Annotated in this window: 23 protein-coding genes; 14 read left to right on the top strand and 9 right to left on the bottom strand. The window is 62.3% G+C overall.

Features of this window, described 5'->3' with window-relative positions; all coding sequences use genetic code 11:
• Positions 1-36: 36 nt before the first annotated feature.
• Positions 37-2,337 carry an FdhF/YdeP family oxidoreductase gene (locus NKH41_RS04145; protein ID WP_352768333.1) on the bottom strand — a complete coding sequence of 767 codons (2,301 nt, stop codon included), beginning with the start codon at positions 2,335-2,337 and terminating at the stop codon, positions 37-39.
• Between the two features lie 147 nt (positions 2,338-2,484).
• Between NKH41_RS04145 and NKH41_RS04140 the strand changes: the two genes are divergently transcribed.
• The 5 genes from NKH41_RS04140 (at position 2,485) to NKH41_RS04120 (ending at position 4,002) form a co-directional block, all read left to right on the top strand.
• Positions 2,485-2,703, top strand: a complete 219-nt coding sequence (locus tag NKH41_RS04140) for a hypothetical protein (protein ID WP_352472892.1) — start codon at positions 2,485-2,487, stop codon at positions 2,701-2,703.
• Positions 2,704-2,729: 26 nt separating this feature from the next.
• The gene (locus tag NKH41_RS04135; protein ID WP_352768336.1) at positions 2,730-3,167 is read left to right on the top strand and encodes a GFA family protein; all 438 of its coding nucleotides are present in this window, start codon (positions 2,730-2,732) and stop codon (positions 3,165-3,167) included.
• 148 nt (positions 3,168-3,315) lie between these two features.
• Positions 3,316-3,474 carry a hypothetical protein gene (locus tag NKH41_RS04130; protein ID WP_023716639.1) on the top strand — a complete coding sequence of 53 codons (159 nt, stop codon included), beginning with the start codon at positions 3,316-3,318 and terminating at the stop codon, positions 3,472-3,474.
• Between the two features lie 126 nt (positions 3,475-3,600).
• Positions 3,601-3,780, top strand: a complete 180-nt coding sequence (locus NKH41_RS04125; protein ID WP_352768339.1) for a hypothetical protein — start codon at positions 3,601-3,603, stop codon at positions 3,778-3,780.
• Between the two features lie 3 nt (positions 3,781-3,783).
• Positions 3,784-4,002, top strand: coding sequence for a hypothetical protein (locus tag NKH41_RS04120; protein WP_352768342.1), 219 nt, complete (start codon positions 3,784-3,786; stop codon positions 4,000-4,002).
• Positions 4,003-4,045: 43 nt separating this feature from the next.
• Here the strand turns inward: NKH41_RS04120 and NKH41_RS04115 are convergent, their stop codons facing one another.
• The gene (locus tag NKH41_RS04115; RefSeq protein WP_352932134.1) at positions 4,046-4,276 is read right to left on the bottom strand and encodes a hypothetical protein; all 231 of its coding nucleotides are present in this window, start codon (positions 4,274-4,276) and stop codon (positions 4,046-4,048) included.
• Positions 4,277-4,757: 481 nt separating this feature from the next.
• On the opposite strand from NKH41_RS04115, the gene NKH41_RS04110 reads away from it, so the two are divergent.
• The 9 genes from NKH41_RS04110 (at position 4,758) to NKH41_RS04070 (ending at position 12,585) form a co-directional block, all read left to right on the top strand.
• Positions 4,758-5,474 (top strand): GntR family transcriptional regulator, encoded by a 717-nt coding sequence (locus NKH41_RS04110; protein WP_352502196.1) that lies wholly within the window; start codon positions 4,758-4,760, stop codon positions 5,472-5,474.
• Complete coding sequence (locus NKH41_RS04105) at positions 5,474-6,568, top strand: LLM class flavin-dependent oxidoreductase (RefSeq protein ID WP_352455311.1); 1,095 nt, start codon at positions 5,474-5,476, stop codon at positions 6,566-6,568. The genes NKH41_RS04110 and NKH41_RS04105 overlap by 1 nt, the downstream gene beginning before the upstream one ends.
• Positions 6,568-7,113, top strand: coding sequence for a flavin reductase family protein (locus NKH41_RS04100; RefSeq protein WP_352768347.1), 546 nt, complete (start codon positions 6,568-6,570; stop codon positions 7,111-7,113). The genes NKH41_RS04105 and NKH41_RS04100 overlap by 1 nt, the downstream gene beginning before the upstream one ends.
• Positions 7,114-7,192: 79 nt before the next feature.
• Complete coding sequence (dctP, locus tag NKH41_RS04095) at positions 7,193-8,170, top strand: TRAP transporter substrate-binding protein DctP (protein WP_352750156.1); 978 nt, start codon at positions 7,193-7,195, stop codon at positions 8,168-8,170.
• A gap of 78 nt (positions 8,171-8,248) precedes the next feature.
• Positions 8,249-8,761 (top strand): TRAP transporter small permease, encoded by a 513-nt coding sequence (locus NKH41_RS04090; protein WP_352612143.1) that lies wholly within the window; start codon positions 8,249-8,251, stop codon positions 8,759-8,761.
• A gap of 3 nt (positions 8,762-8,764) precedes the next feature.
• On the top strand, positions 8,765-10,075 hold the full coding sequence (locus NKH41_RS04085; protein ID WP_352768350.1) for a TRAP transporter large permease: 1,311 nt from the start codon (positions 8,765-8,767) through the stop codon (positions 10,073-10,075).
• A gap of 26 nt (positions 10,076-10,101) precedes the next feature.
• Entirely contained in the window at positions 10,102-10,815 is a 714-nt protein-coding gene (locus NKH41_RS04080) for a hypothetical protein (protein ID WP_352768352.1), read from the top strand.
• A gap of 42 nt (positions 10,816-10,857) precedes the next feature.
• Entirely contained in the window at positions 10,858-11,616 is a 759-nt protein-coding gene (locus NKH41_RS04075; RefSeq protein WP_352768355.1) for an HpcH/HpaI aldolase family protein, read from the top strand.
• A 12-nt stretch (positions 11,617-11,628) separates the two neighbouring features.
• A complete protein-coding gene (locus tag NKH41_RS04070) occupies positions 11,629-12,585 on the top strand; it encodes a C-terminal binding protein (protein ID WP_352932128.1) in 957 nt (318 codons plus the stop codon).
• A gap of 213 nt (positions 12,586-12,798) precedes the next feature.
• Here the strand turns inward: NKH41_RS04070 and NKH41_RS04065 are convergent, their stop codons facing one another.
• Genes NKH41_RS04065 through NKH41_RS04035 form a run of 7 tightly spaced genes read right to left on the bottom strand, consistent with a single transcriptional unit; the run spans position 12,799 to position 18,669 of the window.
• Positions 12,799-13,278, bottom strand: coding sequence for a MaoC/PaaZ C-terminal domain-containing protein (locus tag NKH41_RS04065; protein WP_352502203.1), 480 nt, complete (start codon positions 13,276-13,278; stop codon positions 12,799-12,801).
• A gap of 1 nt (position 13,279) precedes the next feature.
• Entirely contained in the window at positions 13,280-14,356 is a 1,077-nt protein-coding gene (locus NKH41_RS04060) for a Gfo/Idh/MocA family protein (RefSeq protein ID WP_352768360.1), read from the bottom strand.
• Complete coding sequence (locus tag NKH41_RS04055; RefSeq protein WP_023676093.1) at positions 14,349-14,678, bottom strand: L-rhamnose mutarotase; 330 nt, start codon at positions 14,676-14,678, stop codon at positions 14,349-14,351. Before NKH41_RS04055 ends, NKH41_RS04060 begins: the two co-directional genes overlap by 8 nt.
• A gap of 9 nt (positions 14,679-14,687) precedes the next feature.
• On the bottom strand, positions 14,688-15,800 hold the full coding sequence (locus NKH41_RS04050; protein ID WP_352768363.1) for a mandelate racemase/muconate lactonizing enzyme family protein: 1,113 nt from the start codon (positions 15,798-15,800) through the stop codon (positions 14,688-14,690).
• A 4-nt stretch (positions 15,801-15,804) separates the two neighbouring features.
• A complete protein-coding gene (locus NKH41_RS04045) occupies positions 15,805-16,902 on the bottom strand; it encodes an ABC transporter ATP-binding protein (protein ID WP_352451566.1) in 1,098 nt (365 codons plus the stop codon).
• A 1-nt stretch (position 16,903) separates the two neighbouring features.
• Positions 16,904-17,770: a carbohydrate ABC transporter permease gene (locus NKH41_RS04040; RefSeq protein WP_352768366.1), complete on the bottom strand. Its 867-nt coding sequence runs from the start codon at positions 17,768-17,770 to the stop codon at positions 16,904-16,906.
• A 2-nt stretch (positions 17,771-17,772) separates the two neighbouring features.
• A complete protein-coding gene (locus NKH41_RS04035; protein ID WP_352612160.1) occupies positions 17,773-18,669 on the bottom strand; it encodes a carbohydrate ABC transporter permease in 897 nt (298 codons plus the stop codon).
• Between the last annotated feature and the right edge of the window lie 99 nt (positions 18,670-18,768).

Here is an 18,768-nt window from a genome sequence, read left to right as displayed (position 1 = left end):
TCGGCGTGGTGCGTGCCTGCCGCGAACGACGAACGCCTATGGCAATATCCGCACCGGTACCGATTTGACCGCCGGAACATGAGCCCTCTCGGCTCTGTGCCACAAAGGAACCAGCGGGTTGAGCTCGGGGTAGTAACCGGCGCAATTTCCCTCCGGCACCGAGTAAGGCGTGATGCGCAGTCCGTGCACGCGGCGCTCCACACCGTCCCGCGCGTTGGCTTCGAGATCGACCTCCTGTCCCGCGCTCAAACCGAGGCGCTGGATATCCTTTTCATTCATCAACAGCACCATGCGTGTGCCGCTGATGCCGCGCAGCCGGTCGTTGTAGCCGTAGACGGTCGTGTTGAACTGGTCGTTGGAGCGCACCGTGATCAGTGTCAGCACATCATCGCCGGCGACATCGATGTCAGGATCGGTTTCAAGGCCACTTGGCAGCTTGAAATTGGCCTTCTTGTTCGGCGTCTCCCACACCCGCTTGCTCGCCTTGATGTCGCGATGGAAGCCGCCGGGCGTCAGGAAACGCTCGTTGAAGTCGCGGAAATGTTGGGGGTAGCAGCGCTCGATTTCGTCGCGGATGCGGGAATAATCCCCAACCCACTCATCCCATGGGATCGAACTCCTGCCCGGCACCGTGGCCTTGGCGAGTTCGGCGACGATCCTGGGCTCTGAAAGCAGATGCGGCGAAGCCGGAGGTCGCGATCCGAACGAGCCGTGGATACAGGCGGTGGAATCCTCTACCGACACCCTTTGGTCGCCGCTTGCCTGATGGTCTCTTTCCAGCCGTGACAGGCAAGGCAGCAAATAGGTTGTCCGGCCGGCGATCAGGTGACTGCGGTTGAGCTTGGTCGCGATCTCGACATGCAGGTCGAGCCCACGCCAGGCTTTCTCGACCAGGCCGGTTTCCGGAACGGCCCGCACGAAATTGCCGCCGAGTCCGACGAAGCCCTTGACCGATCCGTCGATGACGCCTTCGCAGGTCTCGACCGTATCGAGGCCTTTTTCGCGCGGCGGTTCAAAGGCGTAGAACTCGGCGAATTTGTCGAGCGGGACGAGCTCGGGTTTTTCCGATATGCCGACGGTGCGCTGCCCCTGGACATTGGAATGGCCGCGCAGCGGCGAAATGCCGGCGCCGGGTTTTCCGATATTGCCGCGCAGCATCAAAAGGTTGCACAGCATCTGGACGTTCTCGGTGCCGTGCCGATGCTGGGTCAAGCCCATGCCGTAATTGCCGATCACCGCGTTGGCATGGCTGTAGACCTCGGCGACATGCTCCAGGTCGGTCTGCGCAATGCCGGATCGCGCGACGATATCGCTCCACTGGGTTTTGCGCAGGAAGGCTTCGAATTCGGCGAAGCCATGCGTGTGTTCGGCGATGAAAGCCGTGTCGAGGACACGCGTCCTGCCGCTTTCGCGGGCGTCGTCGTCGAGCGCCAGCAACGCCTTGGCGATACCCGTCATCGCGGCGATATCGCCGCCCGAACGAACCTGGAAGTAGTCGCTGGACATTTTGGTTCCCGGTCCGGGCGACAGCATGTCGAGGGGGTTTTGCGGATTCTTGAAGCGCTTCAGTCCCCGCTCGGGCAAGGGATTGAAAGTGAAGACGGGCACGTTGCGTTGACGTGCCTCCTGCAGCGGATGCAGCAGGCGCGGCGCCGTCACCCCGGTATTGTGCCCGAAGAAGAACATCATGTCGCATTTCGCAAAGTCTTCGAGCTGCACGGTCCCCACCGGCGAGCCGATCGATTCCGGCAAGCCGACCGAGGTCGATTCATGACACATGTTGGACGAATCGGGCAGGTTCGAAGACCCATAGATCCGCGCAAAAAGCTGGTACATGAACGAGGCCTCGAGCGAGGCCCGGCCGGACGTGTAGAACACCACCGATTTGGGATCGAGCCGCCGCAGTTCGGCAGCTATGTCGCGGAATGCATCGTCCCAGGAAACCGGCTCGTAACGGTCGGTGGCGGCATTGTAGCGCATGGGCTCGGTAAGCCTGCCCTGCTTCTCAAGATCGTGGTCCGGCCAATCGAGCAGTTCCGTCACCGAATGCTCGCCGAAGAAAGCCGGTTCGCAGCGCAGCTTGGTCTGGTCCCACATCGTCGCTTTGGCGCCGTTTTCACAGAATTCGAAAGGCCTCGGCTGGGCTGGCTTTGCCCATGAGCAAGACACGCACATATAGCCGTCGGCCTTGTTCTGCTTGAGCAGCGTGCTCCATATCCCGGACAACAGCAGGCCTTCGCCTCGCGCCTTGCGGACCAGTGATTTGAGCGATCCCCAGCCGCCTGTCGGGTGGTCGTATTTCTTGGTTTCGATGCGATCGGTTACGGCGGGTCTCATGCAAGCCACTCCCTGTAAGAAGAGCGCTCATACGAACCCGCCGTGAGGCTGAATGTTCCCGGCCGGCTCCGTCCCGTCACGCCGTTCCGTCTCGCCGGAACCATTTCCGCCATCGTTTGTTCGGCTCGAAGAAAGGAGCCGCGCGAAATGGAGCGACGTAACGCGTTAATTGCGATGGTGATTTCGGCCATCATCATCGTCGGCTTTCTCATCGGCTTTTTGTACGGCGATATGGGCTGGCGAACTTCGCCGCTCAAAAGAGCCCCTGAACAGAACCAGGGTGGCAATGCTCCGGCCGATACCTCGCCTGCCGCCGGCATCAAGAAGAACCCCAAGGAAAATACCGAAATGCCAGGCCAGCAATGAGTGAGACTCAGCAATGAAGGCAGGCAATGCCACGAACTGAAACGGGGTCCTGTTTTTGCGGCGCCATAACGGCGGAGATGCGCGGCGAGCCGTTCTGGATTTGCTCCGATCACGATGACGACTGCCGCAAGGCGATAGGAAGCCCGCTAACGGTGTGGGTCGGCTATCGGCCTTCCGAATTCACATTGCTCACCGGCACGCCCAAGACCTTTTCGAAAACCCCCGGCGTGCTCCGGTCCTTCTGTGCGGATTGCGGAACATCGATCGGCTATGTCGACCAGGGCCTGCCCGACGAACTCTATCTGTCGGTCGGCTTTCTCGACCACCCCGAACGGTTTCCGCCGCAGGCTCACGCATATTGGGACATGAGGCTTCCCTGGGTCGACTTTCCAGACGAGCTGCCGCGGGTGGGAAGGTATTCGAGGCGGCGCGATCCGGCGTTCGGAAATCCGGCGGACCGCTAGCCTGCTGCCCGCTTGCAGGTGGAAAACGTACCGTTCGCAGTTTCGTACGAATACGACAATTGGCGCGCGGCCGAAAACGCGCAATTATAGGCCAATGGGCCGCCGTTTGGATGACAAGCTCGATTGCAAGGCGTGCGGGACGATCCTGATGGAAATTCCCGACAACCCGAAGGATTCGACGCCGATCTATTGCAGCAATTGCGGCGCCTATCTTGGCGAATGGGGCGATCTGCAGGAGGATTTCTTCAGGCAGGCGTTCGGTGCCCAGGCCTTCGATCTGAACAACGGAAACATCATCAAGAAATAATCCTGGATTGTGCAGGCCAAGCCACGGCCTGCGGGCCCGGCTATTCGAGGCAATTGCCGTTCGGACCGGGCCCATCGGGAACCTTTCTCCCGAGCCGCTTGTTTGGGTGGCGGAAGGAGACACGCCATGAGCACAAAACCTCCCCCTGTGCCGCCGAAGAATCTGAGCCCAAAGGGCGCCGGTGACAAAAAACCGGTAGCAGCCGACCAGGCACCGCAATCAGCCGTTCCGGATCCCGACAAGCAGGGCCAGCAAGGCAATACGAAGGTCAACACCACCCATCAAGGCAACGTCCAGGATCGCTAGGTCATGTCCACGTCGAAGAAGACTCCGGCCAGCATCCGCCAGGGCGGTCCCGGCGCCGCGCACGAAAACGCCAAGAAGCCGCCGAGCGTCGAAAAGCCGCCGGCCGACTCCGACCGTCGCAGCCACAGCAAGGTCTCCGGCGGGGGCGGCGAACGCGACAGCCACCATACCCACGACCCCGAAAAGAAAGGCGACACCCGGCCCGCGCATCAGGACAAATGAAGTCGGGCGGCGACGCGACGACCGGTGAGGTTCGAGCGAAGTGTCAGCGGGGACGGCGCGCCGAGGCAATCGGCACGACGTTGTCGACATTTGCCGCCGGCAAATCAAACAGCATCGGAAGCCCCCGCGTCGCGGCCATCTCCACGATCAGTTCTTCGATGGAGTGATCGGTCAGACGCGTCTCGACGCCCAGCCGGATCATCGCCGCCAGCTTGTGCACCGGCACGGGCACGGACTTCGCCCGGTCGTCGAGCAGCTTGCTGATTTCGATCACGACATCGGCGTCGATATTCCTGGGCAAGTCTCGCATAAGCGCCTCCCCGCCAAACGAAACGAAAAGCCCGCCGCACCTTTCGATACGGCGGGCGATCCAGTGATGCGTACCGGCGAGGGGATCGGGGTGGGCGTGCCGGCGCGCGCAGATCGCAAGTAATTTTAGTTAAATCCGTCAACTTCGATGTGTCACGGAAAAACGTCTGTACGTTTTTTACCGAACCGCACGGATCGTTAGCTGTCCCCGCCGTCGCGCGGCGCGACCGCACGGATGGCGTGACCCTTTGCCCTTCGGACAGCGAACTCAAACAGTATACATTATAAACTTAAAACATCTTGCCAGGCGATCCAGCCTGTGCTCCACTTCGCATTGGACGTGGCGTTGCAGGTCGAATTCTATCGATATGTAGCTGCATTTCAACGGATCACTGCGAGAACACAGCCTCAAACAATATACGAAATCTTCGCATGGGAAGGCGTGGATGACGGAAACGATAGAGCTCAAACGGGTTGGCGATGGCAATCTGCGTGCCCAGGTCTATCAACAAATCCGGCTGACGATACAGCATGGCGAATTGGCGCCTGGCCAGAAGCTCGTCGATGTCGATATTGCCGCCCAGCTCGGCATTTCCAGAATGCCTGTTCGCGACGCCTTGATGCAGTTGGTGCATGAGGGCTATCTCGTCGGCACGACACGCGGCTTCACCCTGCCCACGCTTACCGCGACGGATGTCGCCGACATCTTCGAGGTCCGCCGCCTGCTTGAGCCACGGGCCGCCGCGCACGCCGCACGGACACTTGACGCCGCTGGCCTCAAGACGCTGGCAGCCGCGCTTCGGGAGGCCGAGGCTGCGGCCGCCGCCGGCGATGCCGACCGCTTTTTCCAGGCCAATTCGGCATTCAGGAATTGTTGGCTCGGCGCCGTCGAGAACGAGCGCCTTTCCCAAACGATTGCAAGGTTCGCCGACCATGTGCTCGTCGTCCGCTTAAGGACGCTGTCGCACCAGCCGACGCAGGCCGTCATCGTTGCCGGCATGCGCGCAATCTATGAGGCATTCGTCAAGCGCGACGCCGTCGCCGCTTACGACCGCATGACCCACTTCATTCAGAACGCCGAGGAGCGTTTCACGAAGCTTAGCCCACCGTTTCAAAACTCCAACGGTGAAGGTGAGGGCATGTCGCGGCAGGGGAAAGCATGATCAGGAAGCAGCACCCGCTGAAAGGGCCGAACAGGTTCAAGCTCGGCGTCTTTTCAATGAATGCCGATGGCGGCCTGGCAATGACCACCGTTCCCGAGCGCTGGCGTGCCCGCTGGGAAGACAACCTAAACTCCGCCTGCATCGCCGATCGCGCCGGCCTCGAGTTTCTGCTGCCGATCGCCCGCTGGCGCGGCTTCGGCGGTTTGACGCATGTGCGGGAATGGTCGTTCGAGACGTTCACCTGGGCGGCGGGCCTTGCTGTCGCCACGGAAAACATCGGCCTGTTCATGACGGTGCATGTGCCGCTGGTTCATCCGCTGCAGGCTGCAAAAGCGCTGGCGACGGTCGACCACATCTCCAACGGGCGTGCCGGCTTGAACATCGTCTGCGGCTGGAACCCGGATGAGTTCGCCATGTTCGGGCAGACGGTCGGCGAGCGGACCTACGATCAGGCCGAGGAATGGATCAACATCATCGTGCGTGCCTATCAATCGAGGGAGCCGTTCGACTTCAGCGGCGAGTTCTATGATCTGAAGGGCGTCGTCAGCCGGCCGCCAAGCCTGCAGGCGCCGCGACCGGTGACCATGAACGCCGCCTTCGGCGCGCCGGGGCGCAACTACGCAGCGCGCCACTGCGATTATCTGTTTTCGACCTTTTCCGAAATTGCCGACGGCCGTGCGCATGTGGTCGACATCACCAACCGCGCGGCCGAAGTCGGGCGCGAAGTCGGCGTCTATACGGTTTGTCACGTCGTCTGCCGGGAGACCCAGCAGGAAGCCGAGGATTACTACCGGCACTACGCGCTGGAATGCGCGGACGAGGGTGCGGTCGACGAGCACATGCGCAAGAAGAAGGAATTCGCGAACTCGCACGATGCGAAGGCTTTCACCGAATATCGGCAAAGGTTCGCCGGCGGTGCCGGAACCTTCCCACTCATCGGCACGCCGGAAAAGATCGTCGACGACCTCACCGAGATCATGGACCAGGGTTATTCCGGCGCCGCCCTCACATTCGTCAACTACACCTACGAATTGCCATTCTTCTGCGACCGCGTGCTGCCGCTGATGCGCCAGGCCGGGCTTCGAGTAAATTGATGCCGGCGGCCGCCATTCCGACGCCGTGGGTGGATGGGCACGACGCCATCAATCCGCGCGCCTTCAAGCAGGCTATGCGGGCCGTGGCGGGCTCGGTCGCCATCCTCGCGTCGGAACATGACGAGATCGGTTTTTGCGGCATCACGGCGACGGCCCTCTGTTCGTTCAGCGCCGAGCCGCCTTCCCTGCTGGCCTGCGTCAACCGCGGCAGCACCTTTGCCTCGGCCATTCGCGAAGGCTCGCCGTTTTCGGTCAATCTTCCCGCCGGCGACCAGGAGAACGTTGTACGTGCCTTTGGCGGCATGACCAAAGCCAAGGGCGCCGCGCGGTTCTCGTCCGGATCATGGGTGCGTGGCGAAACCGGCGCGCCCTTGCTTGTCGGCGCACGGGCAATATTCGAATGCCGGGTGGCCGAAATCATCGTGCGGGCATCGCACATGATCGTCATCGGCATCGTCTCGGGCGTTGCGCTGGACCGCGCTCATCGATCGCCGGTCTTCTACGCGCATGGGCGGTTCCTGACAGTAGGAGATGATGCCAACTAACCGCCGTTCACGCGGCGGCGCGGCGATTGCAATTTTAGATCGACCCGATCATGGACGAACTATCAAAGGGAGTATGGCAATGCGCATTTGGAAATCCCTTGTTCTGGCTGCACTCATGTCAGGTGTGGCGGGTAGCGCCGCGGCCGAAGAGGTCGTCCTCAACGCCGTGCATTTTACACCGACGCAGAACGGCTACGCCCAGAGCTTCCTGAAGTTCGTTCAGAAAGTGAACGAAAAGGGCAAGGGCGTGGTCCAGATCAACGTCCGTGGCGGGCCGGAGGTCATTCCGCCGATCCAGCAGGGCGCGGCGCTTAGGAGCGGCCTGATCGATGTGATCGACACACCGGCAGGGCAGTTCCTCGAACTCGTGCCCGAAGGCGAGGTTTTCTCCGCATCGACGAAGACGCCGTGGGAGGTCCGCGACAATGGCGGCTGGGATTTCATCAGCGGAATTTTCGAGAAGAAGGCCAATGCCCATCTGCTGGCGCATGTCGACGCGGGTTCGGGCTTCAACGTCTTCACCGTCGACGAACCCAAGCTCAACAGCGAAGGCAGCATCGACTGGGGCAGTCTGAAGATCCGCTCGTCGCCGCTCTACCGCGATTTCCTTGAATCCTTGGGCGCAACGGTGATCGTGCAAGCGCCGGGGGATGTCTACACCTCGCTCGAGCGCGGCGTCGTCAATGCCAACGCCTACACGGTATTTGGTTATGCGTCGTTCGGCTGGGACAAATTCACCAAATACCGTGTCGACCCGCAGTTCTTCAAAACCGACGTGCTGATCTCGATCAACAAGGCCAAATGGGACACGCTGTCGCCCGAAGCGCAGAAGCTGCTTGCCGACACGGCCGTCGAATACGAGCGCGCGAGCTATGACGCCAACCTTGCCCAGTCCGAAAAACAGGCACAGGCGATGATCGACGGCGGGCAGAAGGTGATCAGCTTGACCGGCGCCGGCCGCGACAAATTCCTGGCGGCTGCCACGCAGGCGAGCTGGGCGAGAATGGCCAAACGCGATCCCACCAGCATCGATCAGTTGAAGAAATTCTTCCAGTAGCCCGAGCCGAGGGTGCCTTGCGTGCCCTCCATCAAAGCTGGGCCAAGGAGGCAAAGGTGGACATGAGGGTCGTCGGGAATGGACAGATCGTTTGCAGTGATTGGGAAGCTGAGCCTTGCGTTGGCGGCGGCGGCAAAAGTGGTGCTTGGCCTCATCATCGTCGCGGTGGTTGCTGATGTGTGCGTCCGCAATCTGGGCCTGAGGCCGCTTGCCTGGGCAGTATCGGCGACGGAATACGGCCTGCTTTACGCGGCATTCCTGCCGATGCCATGGCTGGTCCACAGCAAGGGCCATGTCTTCGTCGAGTTCCTGCGCCAGGCGCTGCCGGTGCGGGCACGGGCGGTGCTTGAAAAGCTGGTCTATCTCGCCTGCATCGGCGTCAGCCTCTACCTCGGCAGCGTCGCTCTGTCTTCGCTGACAAGTGCCGTTGCGGGCGGCGAATATGAAACGCGCAGCTTCGATATGCCGAAATGGCTGGTCTTTCTGCCCATCATGCTCGCCTTCTATCTCTCGGCGCTGGAATGGCTCAGATATCTGCTCGGCCGTGACACGCTGTACACGCTCGATCCGCTGGAAATGGAAGGGCTCTGACCGGTGGCCTGGCTGTTTCCATTCGCCGTGCTCGTTGGCACCATCCTGGTGTTGATGGGCCTTGGGCTGCCGGTCGCCTTCGCGTTCTTCGTCACCAATGTGATCGGGCTGTATCTGTTCTTCGGCGGCTCGATCGGCGTGACGCAGATGGTCGCCAACTTCTCCGACGCTGTCTCGACCTACGCGCTTGCTCCGCTGCCGATGTTTCTTGTCATGGGCAGCCTGTTCTTCCGCTCCGGCCTCGGCGAGAAGGTCATCTACGCGCTCGACCTGTGCATCGGCAATCTGCGCGGACGCCTCGCCTATGTCGTGCTGGCCGCCGGCACGATCTTTTCCGCGCTGTCGGGCTCGAGCCTCGCCAATACCGGCATGATGGGCTCGCTGATGGTGCCCGAGATGCTGAAGCGGGGCTACAAGCCGCATATGGCCTACGGGCCGGTGCTTGGCGCCGGAAGCCTTGCCGTCATCATCCCGCCATCCTCGCTGGCCGTCTTGCTCGGCTCGCTGGCCCAGATCGACGTCGGCGCGCTGCTCATCGCGGGGGCTCTGCCTGGACTGCTGCTCGTTGTCATGTATGCGGCGCTGATCTTCGCACAGACGAAGATCGATCCGGACGCCGCTCCGCACTATCCGGTGCCCGCCGTTCCCGCGGCCGAGAAGGTGAGGGCGGTTGCCGTCAACATCATTCCGATGAGCGTCGTCGTGTTCATGGTGGTCGGCACGATCATCCTTGGAATAGCGACCCCGACCGAGTCGGCAGGCCTCGGCTGTGCCGCCGTCTTCGCCTTGTTGGTTGTCTACCGACGGTTCAGCTGGTCGGTTGTCTGGAAGTCGCTGGACGATGCGATGAAGGTCACCGGCATGACCTTCCTGATCATCTCGGCTTCGACGACGTTCTCGCAGATATTCGCCTTCTCCGGCGCCTCCAACGGCTTTATCCAGTTCATCGTCGGCTACGATCTTGGACCGTATCCCATGCTGCTCATGATGGTGCTCGTCATCCTGCTGCTCGGCATGTTCATGGATCAGGTCTCGATGATGCTGATCACGCTGCCGATCTTCCTGCCGATCGCCCAGCAATTCGGCTACGAGCCGGTATGGTTCGGGCTGATCCTGCTGCTCGCCTACGAGGTCGGCTTCACCACGCCGCCGTTTGGTCTGCTGCTGTTCATCATGATCGGCGTTGCGCCGAAAGGCACATCGCTCAAGACGGTTGCCATGGCTGCGGCGCCTTACATCGCGCTGACGCTTCTGCTGATCCTGCTGATTGTCCTCTTTCCGCAGATCGCTCTCTTTCTTCCGAATTTGATCTAGTCGAACTCGATCCAGCAGGTGTCCACATGCGCTTTGCCTATCTTGCTTTCTTCCATGATGACCGCGAGGCAAATTTGGCCATCGCCGGTGAAGACGTTGACGCCGTGCGGCGTGTGATTGCTTCAACGCCGGGCCTTGGGCTTGCAAATATCTATCTGCCCGAAGTGGCGACGGACATGTTCAACAACGATGGTCCACCGCCGGTCTTTGGCTTCCAGCTCTATTTCGACGAACTGGCGGACATGGAGGCGGCGCTGGCGCCGTCCGGCCATCTGCAGGCGCTTGCCGCACCTGGTATGCTGTCGAGCATCGCCGGTTCGAGGCCGACGCAACAGGCAATGTGCGTGCGTCCGTTTCCCGTCGACGACGCTGGCGTCAAGACGTCCGGGCTGCCCTGCAGCTATCTTGTCCACTATCCCGGGCCGGCCGAAGACATGAATGCCTGGCTCTACCACTATGTGACGCATCATCCGCAATTGATGCGGGGCTTCCCCGGCATTCGCCACATCGAGGTTCTGTCGCGACTGGATTGGTGCGGTTCGCTGCCCTGGCCGCGGATCGACCATATGCAGCGCAATCGCGTCATGTTCGACAGTCCCGCTGCATTGACGCACGCGCTGCAATCGCCGGCGCGGCTGGAGATGCGCGCCGACTACAAGACCTTCCCGCCGTTTTCAGGCGGCAGCCGGCATTTTCCGATGTCGACGGAAGCCGTGCATCCTTCGTCAAGGGCCACATAGGCAAACAGGTTTTTGCCGACGCCGAAAATTTCTGGAGATTTCATGTACGACTTTCGCAAGAAATGTGTCTCTCTCGATCGCCTCATCGGAACCTTCTGTGCCATCCCGCACCCTGTTGCGGTCGAAGTGGCCGCCGCCAGCGGGGTCGATTTCCTGTGCATCGACTGGGAGCATTCGCAGATCGGCCGCGAACGGCTCGAGGATCTGATCCGCGCCGCCGATGTCCACAAGGTTCCCGCGATGGTGCGCGTTCCCGGCCACGCGCCGGAGTGGATGGCGGCCGCGCTCGACGCCGGCGCGTCGGGTGTCCTGGTACCCCGCGTCTCCACGGCCGAGCAAGCGCGCATGGCGGTCATGGCCTGCCGGTACCCGCCGGTCGGCGCCCGCGGTGTCGGCCCGGGCCGCGCCGCCGGTTACGGCTACAGGATTCCGGACTACCTCAACTCGGCCAACGAGGTCCTGACGGTCGCCATCCAGGTCGAGACGGCCGAAGGGCTCGCCAACATCGACGACATCGTCCAGGTCGACGGCGTCGACGTGATCTTCATCGGTCCCGGCGACCTGTCGGTTTCGATCGACGCCATGGGGCCGGCCCGCCAGGAAAAGCTCAATGCAGCGATTATGAGGATCGCGGCCGCGGCGCGCACGGCCCGCAAGGCCGTCGGCATCTTTCGCCCTTCGGCGGATGATGTCGGCAAATGGTCGCGGCACGGCATCAGCTTCCACATGCTGGCCAGCGACACGATGTTTCTCGGGGCCGGCCTTGCCGCCGGCGTCGCCTCGGCGCGCAGCGCCTCATAGCAAGAGTTTGCCATGAAGATCATCAAGACCGACGGTGTGCTGTCAGTCGAGGAGGAGCAGCTGCGCTATCTTGACGGCCTGAACGTCGAATTTGTCGAGAAGACGCTGCTCACGGAAGATGCCCTGATCGAACACTGCCGCGACGCCGACGCATTGATGGTATTGCGGGAGCCGATCACGGCTCGCGTTTTGGCGGAACTGAAGAGGCTCAAGGTCATCGGACGGTTCGGCGTAGGGCTCGATTCGATCGACGTCGATGCTGCCAGCCGTGCCGGTGTTCAGGTAACCTACGTGCCGGACGCCAATCTGGTTGAAGTCAGCACCCACGCCATGGCCCTGATCCTGGCCTTGACGCGCAGGCTGAAGCAGTTCGACAGCGCGGTGCGCGCCGGCCGCTGGGCTGCAATGACCGATGGCGCCGGCATCACACGGCCCGACAGGCAGATCCTCGGCCTGATCGGCTTCGGCCAGATCGGGCGGCTGACTGCCGAGCGGGCGCGGGTCTTCGGCTACCACATCATCGCCTACGATCCGCATATGCCGGCCGAGCGCATCGCGGCCGGTGGTGCCGAACCGGTCGGCTTGGACGAGCTGCTGGCCAGGGCCGACATCGTCTCGCTGCACGTTCCAGCGACACCGGAGACCAGAAACATCATGTCGGCGCAAGCCCTGTCGCGGCTGAAGAAAGGGGCGATACTCATCAACGTGGCCCGCGGCGGCCTGGTCGACGAGGTTGCATTGGCGGACGCGATCCGGCGCGGCCATCTGGCAGGCGCCGGCATCGACACGTTCGAGCGGGAGCCGCCTTCGCCCGACAATCCGCTGCTGGCGCTGGACACCGTCCTGGTCAGTCCACACGCGGCGCACTACTCGACCCAGTCTTACGCGGAGGTTCGCAACAAGGTGTTTGCCGATGTCGCATCGGTCCTGCGCGGCGGCAAGCCTGTATATCCGGTCAACCGGATATGACCAATTCCCGATGTCGGCACCACCTCTATCCGCCTGCTCCGCGGAACCCAAGTCCTGCAAGTCGGGGTTCGCAGGGCGATAAGGGGCAGCGCAACCTGTCGCGATTTATCCGGTTTGCCACATTTTGTTCTTGCTTTGTGCCGGCAGCTATGCTACTAATTTGCGTATGGTGATGATTCACCGAGGACCCGCCGCAAGGCGGTTTTTTTGTCTTTAGGTTTCAGCGTCATCTGTCGAGGCTCTGCTCGGCTTGTCGCGACGCTCGACGATGTAGATGTGATCGGCGACCAGCACCACGTCGCCATGCTGGTTGATCACCTCGCAGCGCTCGACGACCCGGCCTGAATCGGGTCGCTTCGGGTCGTCTTCCCTAGCCGAGATGGTGGTGCGGGTCCTGATCGTATCGCCGATGAACACCGGCTTGATGAAGCGCAGCCGGTCGTAGCCATAGGAGAAGGCAACCGGGTTGACGACGCTGGCCGTCAGCCCGACGCCGACCGAAAACACCAGCGTGCCGTGGGCGATGCGCTGCCCGAACGGCGTCGTCTTCATGAACTCGGCGTCCATGTGGTGGGGAAAGAAATCACCGGTATGGCCGGCATGGACGACGAAGTCGGTCTCGGTGATGGTGCGCCCGCTGGTCATGCGCGACGACCCGATCCGGTAGTCCTCGAAATAGACTGTCTGCTCCATGTCAGGGCCTCGCCGCTATCGGTGTTGCCGGCGCCGCGCTCGATCGGTAGGCGGCTTCGACCAGCGCCATGGTGTTCCAGCCGTCCTCGACGGAACTGACAAGCTCGGCGTCCTCGCCCGACGCGTAGCGCTGGACATTGGCCATGCGGCCGGCAAAGGCGTCCGGAAACCATGCGCCGACGAGTGGAACCGCAATCCAGTCCGTGCCGCCTTTGGGGTAGATTTCGAGAATGTCCGGCTCGCCGCGCGGATAGTCGAGGTTGACGCCCAGTTTGAGGTAAGCGGCGCCTTCGGTGCCGCAGATGCGGAATTCGCAGGCCTGGTGTTTTCGACCGAATTTGTGATCGTGGTTGATCGACAGTGCACAGCGCACCGTGTCGCCATAGTCGAGAATCGCGCTGGTGCGCGTTTGCGCAACCTTGTGGCCGGGATGGCCGAGCGTCTTGGCGTGAACCCCCTTGGGGTCGCCGAGCAATTGCCGGATCAGGTCGAGATAATGGATGGAATGCATGGCGATCTCGACGCGCGGCGCCTGCAACAGGAATTCCCAGAGCTGCCAGGGTGTCGCCAGCGCCAGCCATGCATCGAAATCGACCACTTCGCCCAGCCAGCCCTTGGCGATCGCATCCTTGAGCGCCAGCATCATCGGCGCGAAGCGAAGCTGGAAATTCACCGCCGCCTTCAGGTCTTTGGAGCGGCAGATTTCGAGGATCTCGGTCGCCTCGGCGAGATTGCTGCCCATCGGCTTCTGGATCAAGGCCACGGCATTGTCGGGCAACGCCCTGAGCACGCCGGCGTGGTGAGCCGGGGGCGTCGCCAGATCGAAGACGGCGTCCTTGATTGACGCAGCTTCCTCGACCGACCGGTAAGCGGTGACGCCCCATCTCTGCGCCAGTTTTTCCGCCTTGGGCAGGTCGGGGTCGAACAGCCCGGCAACCGGGAAGCCGGCTTTCCCATAGGCCGGGAAATGCGCATCGCCGACGATCGAGCCGGCGCCGAAAATCACGATCGGCCTGCGCTTTGACGGCTGTGCCCAGGCCTGGGAGAGCGAGGCAGGATCGAAAATGTCATCAGTCATAATGGAAGACTTCGTCCATCGACGCCCACCACTCGCCCTCCTTGCGGGTTGGCAGCGGCTCCTGGCATGGCATGCAGAGCGCCCACCATTCCTGCGTCGTGGGATCGGCGGCCATCTTCGCCATGTCGGCGGCATAGTCGGTGCCGTGGTACTCGAAGGTGCTGAACAAAAGGTGCTCCGGCTCCCTCAGATAAATCGAATAATTCTTGATGTTGCAGGCGGAAATCATCTTGAGGACGTCCGGCCACACAGCAGCGTGAAGCCGCACATACTCGGCGACTTTCTCCGGCTTGAGGCCGAGCACCATTCCCATTCGCTGCATGTCCGCCTCCTATTTTTCTATCGCCATGGTGAATTCCGCGATGCTCTTCGCCTTGATCGCATCCCAGTCCCAGTCGATGCCGATGCCGGGTTCGTCCGGCGCCAATGCGTGCCCGTTCTCGATACGCATTTTCTTGCCGGTCAGCTCGTCGAGCTGGGGAATATACTCGACATATCTGCCGTTCTGAACGGCGCATGTCAGGCTGACATGCAGTTCCATCAGGAAATGCGGGCAGACCGGTATGTCGAACGCCTCGGCTGCATGCGCCACCTTCAGCCACGGCGTGATGCCGCCAATGCGACCGACATCGACCTGCACGATCGAACACGCGCCCTTTTGCATATATTCGCGGAAATGCCGGATCGAGTAGAGCGACTCGCCGACGGCGATCGGCGTAGACGTCGCATTCGACAGGCGGATATGGCCGTCTATGTCGTCGGCCGGCAACGGTTCCTCGATCCAGGCGAGATCGAGTTCACGCAAGCGCTCGGCCCGGCGGATCGCCTCGTCGACCGAAAAGCCCTGGTTGCAGTCGGTCATGATTTCGTAGGAATCTCCAACCGCCCGGCGGACCGCCGTCAGCCGGGCAAGATCCTCGGAGCCGTGCGGCTTGCCGATCTTGACCTTCGAGCCGCGAAACCCCTTGCCCTTGGCGGCCAGCGCATCCGCGACCAGCGCCTCGGTTTCGATATGCAGCCAGCCGCCTTCGGTCGTGTAGAGCGGGCAGCGGTCCTTGGCGCCGCCGGCCAGCTGCCACAGCGGCAGCCTCTGTTTCCTGGCCCGCAGGTCCCAAAGGGCAGTGTCGATGGCCGCGAGCGCGATTGCCGTGATCGCGCCGATCGTCGTGGCATGGGTGGCGAACTCCAGCTCGTGCCAGATCGCCTCGATCATGTCGGCGTCGCGGCCGATCAGCCGCGGCGCAAGGTGGTCGGCCAGCAGCCGCATCACCGAGGAGCCGCCGGTGCCGATCGTATAGCTGTAGCCGGTGCCGACCGCGCCGTCGGCGTCGGTGATGGTGACGATCGGTGTTTCCTGGCTGACAAAACTCTGGATGGCATCGGTGCGCTTGACCTTCGGCACCAGGTCGACCATCCGCAGTTCGATTTTCTCGATCTTTGCCATGGTTTTAACCTCGCAATGTCTTGCCCGTTTCAGCAGAAAACAGATGGGCCTGCGACAGGTCCAGGCTCATCTTGACCCGGTCGCCGGCTTTCAGCGGCTTTGGATTGAGCATCCGCGATACCCAGTCGCTGCCGTTGAATTCGGCGAACACCAGCGTCTCGTTGCCGAGCGGTTCGGTGACGGTCACCGGCAACTCCACCTGGTGGACGTCGACGTCTTCGCCGGAGCTGATGCCATGCCCGGTCGGATAGATGTCGTCGGGCCTGAGGCCGAACACGACTTTGTCGCCGGCCTCGATATTGGCCTTGAACTGGCTGGGCAAAGGCAGCCTCTCGCCGCTGGCGAACAGCAGCTGTCCGTCGTCGACAACCGCCTCATGCAGATTCATCGGCGGCGAGCCGATGAAGCCCGCGACGAAGCGTGTCTGCGGCCGGCGGAAGACCTCGTCGGGTGTGCCGACCTGCTCGATGAAACCGTCACGCATGATGACGATGCGGTCCGCCAATGTCATCGCTTCGACCTGGTCATGGGTGACGTAGATCACCGTCGACCGGACCTTGGCGTGCAGCTTCTTGATCTCGGTGCGCATCTGCGTCCGAAGCTTGGCGTCGAGATTGGAAAGCGGCTCGTCGAACAGGAAGACGTCGGGATCGCGCACGATGGCGCGGCCCATGGCGACGCGCTGGCGCTGTCCGCCCGACAGCTGCGATGGCCGGCGGTCGAGCAACTGGTCGAGGCCGAGAATGCCCGATGCTTCGGCGACGCGACGGTCCATTTCTTCCTTTGCGGCGCCGGCTATCTTGAGCGAGAAGCCGAGGTTTTCGCGCACCGTCATATGCGGGTAGAGCGCGTAGGACTGGAACACCATCGAGATGTTGCGCGAGCGCGGCGGCAGGTCGTTGACCATGCGGCCGCCGATCTCGATGATCCCGTCGCTGATCGCCTCGAGGCCGGCGATCATGCGCAGGGTTGTCGACTTGCCGCAGCCGGACGGCCCGACCAGCGCGATGAATTCGCGGTCGGCGACCTCGAGATCGATGCCGTGCACCACCGCCACCGGGCCATAGCTTTTGGTGAGGTTCTTGAGCGATACGGTTGCCATGTCAGCCTTTCACCGCGCCGGAAGTGAGGCCGCCGACGAGGTGTTTCTGGACGATGAAGGTAAGCGTGAGCGCCGGTATGACCATCACCACGGCCAGCGCGCACATGCCGCGCCAGTCGATGGTGAATTCGGCCGTATAGTCGAGCAGGCCGACCGGCAGGGTCTTGGAGTTGATCGAGCGCGTCAGCTGCGAGGCGAGCGCGAACTCGTTCCATGAAGTGAGGAAGGCAAAGATGCCGGCCGAGGCGATGCCGGGCCCCGCGAGTGGAAACTCGACCTGCCAGAACGCCTGCCAGCGCGTGCAGCCGTCGATCTGCGCGGCTTCGGCGAGATCTTTCGGCACCTGGCGGAAAAAGCCGTCGATCACCCAAACGGTGAACGGCACGTTGAGCGCGACATAGACCAGGATCAGCCCGAAATGCGTGTCGATGATGCCGAGCCGCGCAAAGACGAAGAACAGCGGCAGCGACAGCGCGATGCCGGGCACCGTGCGCGTCAGCATCAGGCCGAGGAACATCGCCGACTTGGCGCGAAAGCGGTAGCGCGCAAAGGCGTAGCCGCCGGCCATGCCGATGACGATGGCGATCACCGTCGAGGTCACCGAGATGATCAGCGAATTGCGGAAGTAGTCGAGCACCGGAATGCCGCCCTGGCCGACGCCGCTGAACATGGCGATGTAGGCGTCGAGCGAGAGTTGCTGCGGGATCCACACCGGCGGCTTGGCCATGATTTCGACGGTCGGCCGCAGCGACGACAGCACGATCCAGATGCCGGGCAGGCAGATGACCAGCATGGCCAGGGACAGTCCCATGCCGTGAACGATGCCGAGCGCTTTGTTGCCGACGCGATGCAGGCTGTTCTGGTCCATCCTCACCACTCCGCCGCGATCTGCGTGCGCGCCGCGGCGAGCTTGCGGTAGAAATAGACGGTGAACAGGATCGACAGCAGGATCGAGAAATAGGCCATGGCATTGGCCAGGCCCATCCTGGCGTCGCCATAGGCGGTGCGGGCGACCAGCGTCCAGACCAGTTCGGTGCGGCCGGCGGGGCCGCCGTCGGTCATGATCTTGACGATGTCGTAGGCGCGCGCGACGTCAAGCGAGCGGATGGTCATGGCGATAAAGGCAAACGGCATGATGAACGGCCAGGTGACATAGCGGAATGTCTGCCACGGCGTGCAGCCGTCGACGCGGGCCGCCTCGACCGGTTCGCGCGGCATCGCCAGCAGCCCGGCCAGGATCAGGATCGCGAACACCGAGGTCGACGACCAGATCTCGGCGATCAGGATGGCGATGAAGGCGAGATTGCCGTCGATCAGCCACGGGATGGCGCGATCGGTCAGGCCGAGCCCCTGCAGGGCGTTGTTCACCAGGCCGATATTGTCATTGAACATGAATTTGAACTGGAAGCCGACGAGGATCGGCGAAAACATCATCGGAAACATCATGATGGTGCGCAGGATCCGCTGGCCGCGCGATGCCTTCTCCACCAGCAGGGCGAGCCCGAGCCCGATCAGCATTTCCAGGTTGAGCGCCACCGTCAGCAGCACCACGGTGCGGGCAAAGGCGACCCAGAAAGCGCGGCTGGTCAGGATGGCGACGTAGTTGCGCGCGCCGATGAAGACCCAGAACGTCTCCGGCCTGGTCAGCCGGAACGGCGTGAAGCTGGAATAGAGCGAAAGCAGCAGCGGCACCACCACCACCGCCGCCAGAACGATCACCGCCGGCAGCAGGAGCAGCAATGGCGGCGAAGGTCTCCAGCCTTTCATGGCGATCCGGTTCTGGTTGGTGCCCGGACACCGAAGGCCGCCATCGGCGCGCCGGGATCAAGACAAAGCGTGTTGCGCATGGGTCGTAAAAAGTTCGGG

The organism is Mesorhizobium sp. M1169, assembly GCF_040318345.1.
Lineage (GTDB): Bacteria > Pseudomonadota > Alphaproteobacteria > Rhizobiales > Rhizobiaceae > Mesorhizobium.
The sequence above is the reverse complement of the archived record's forward strand: the minus strand, read 5'-3'. Positions and strand labels throughout refer to the sequence as shown.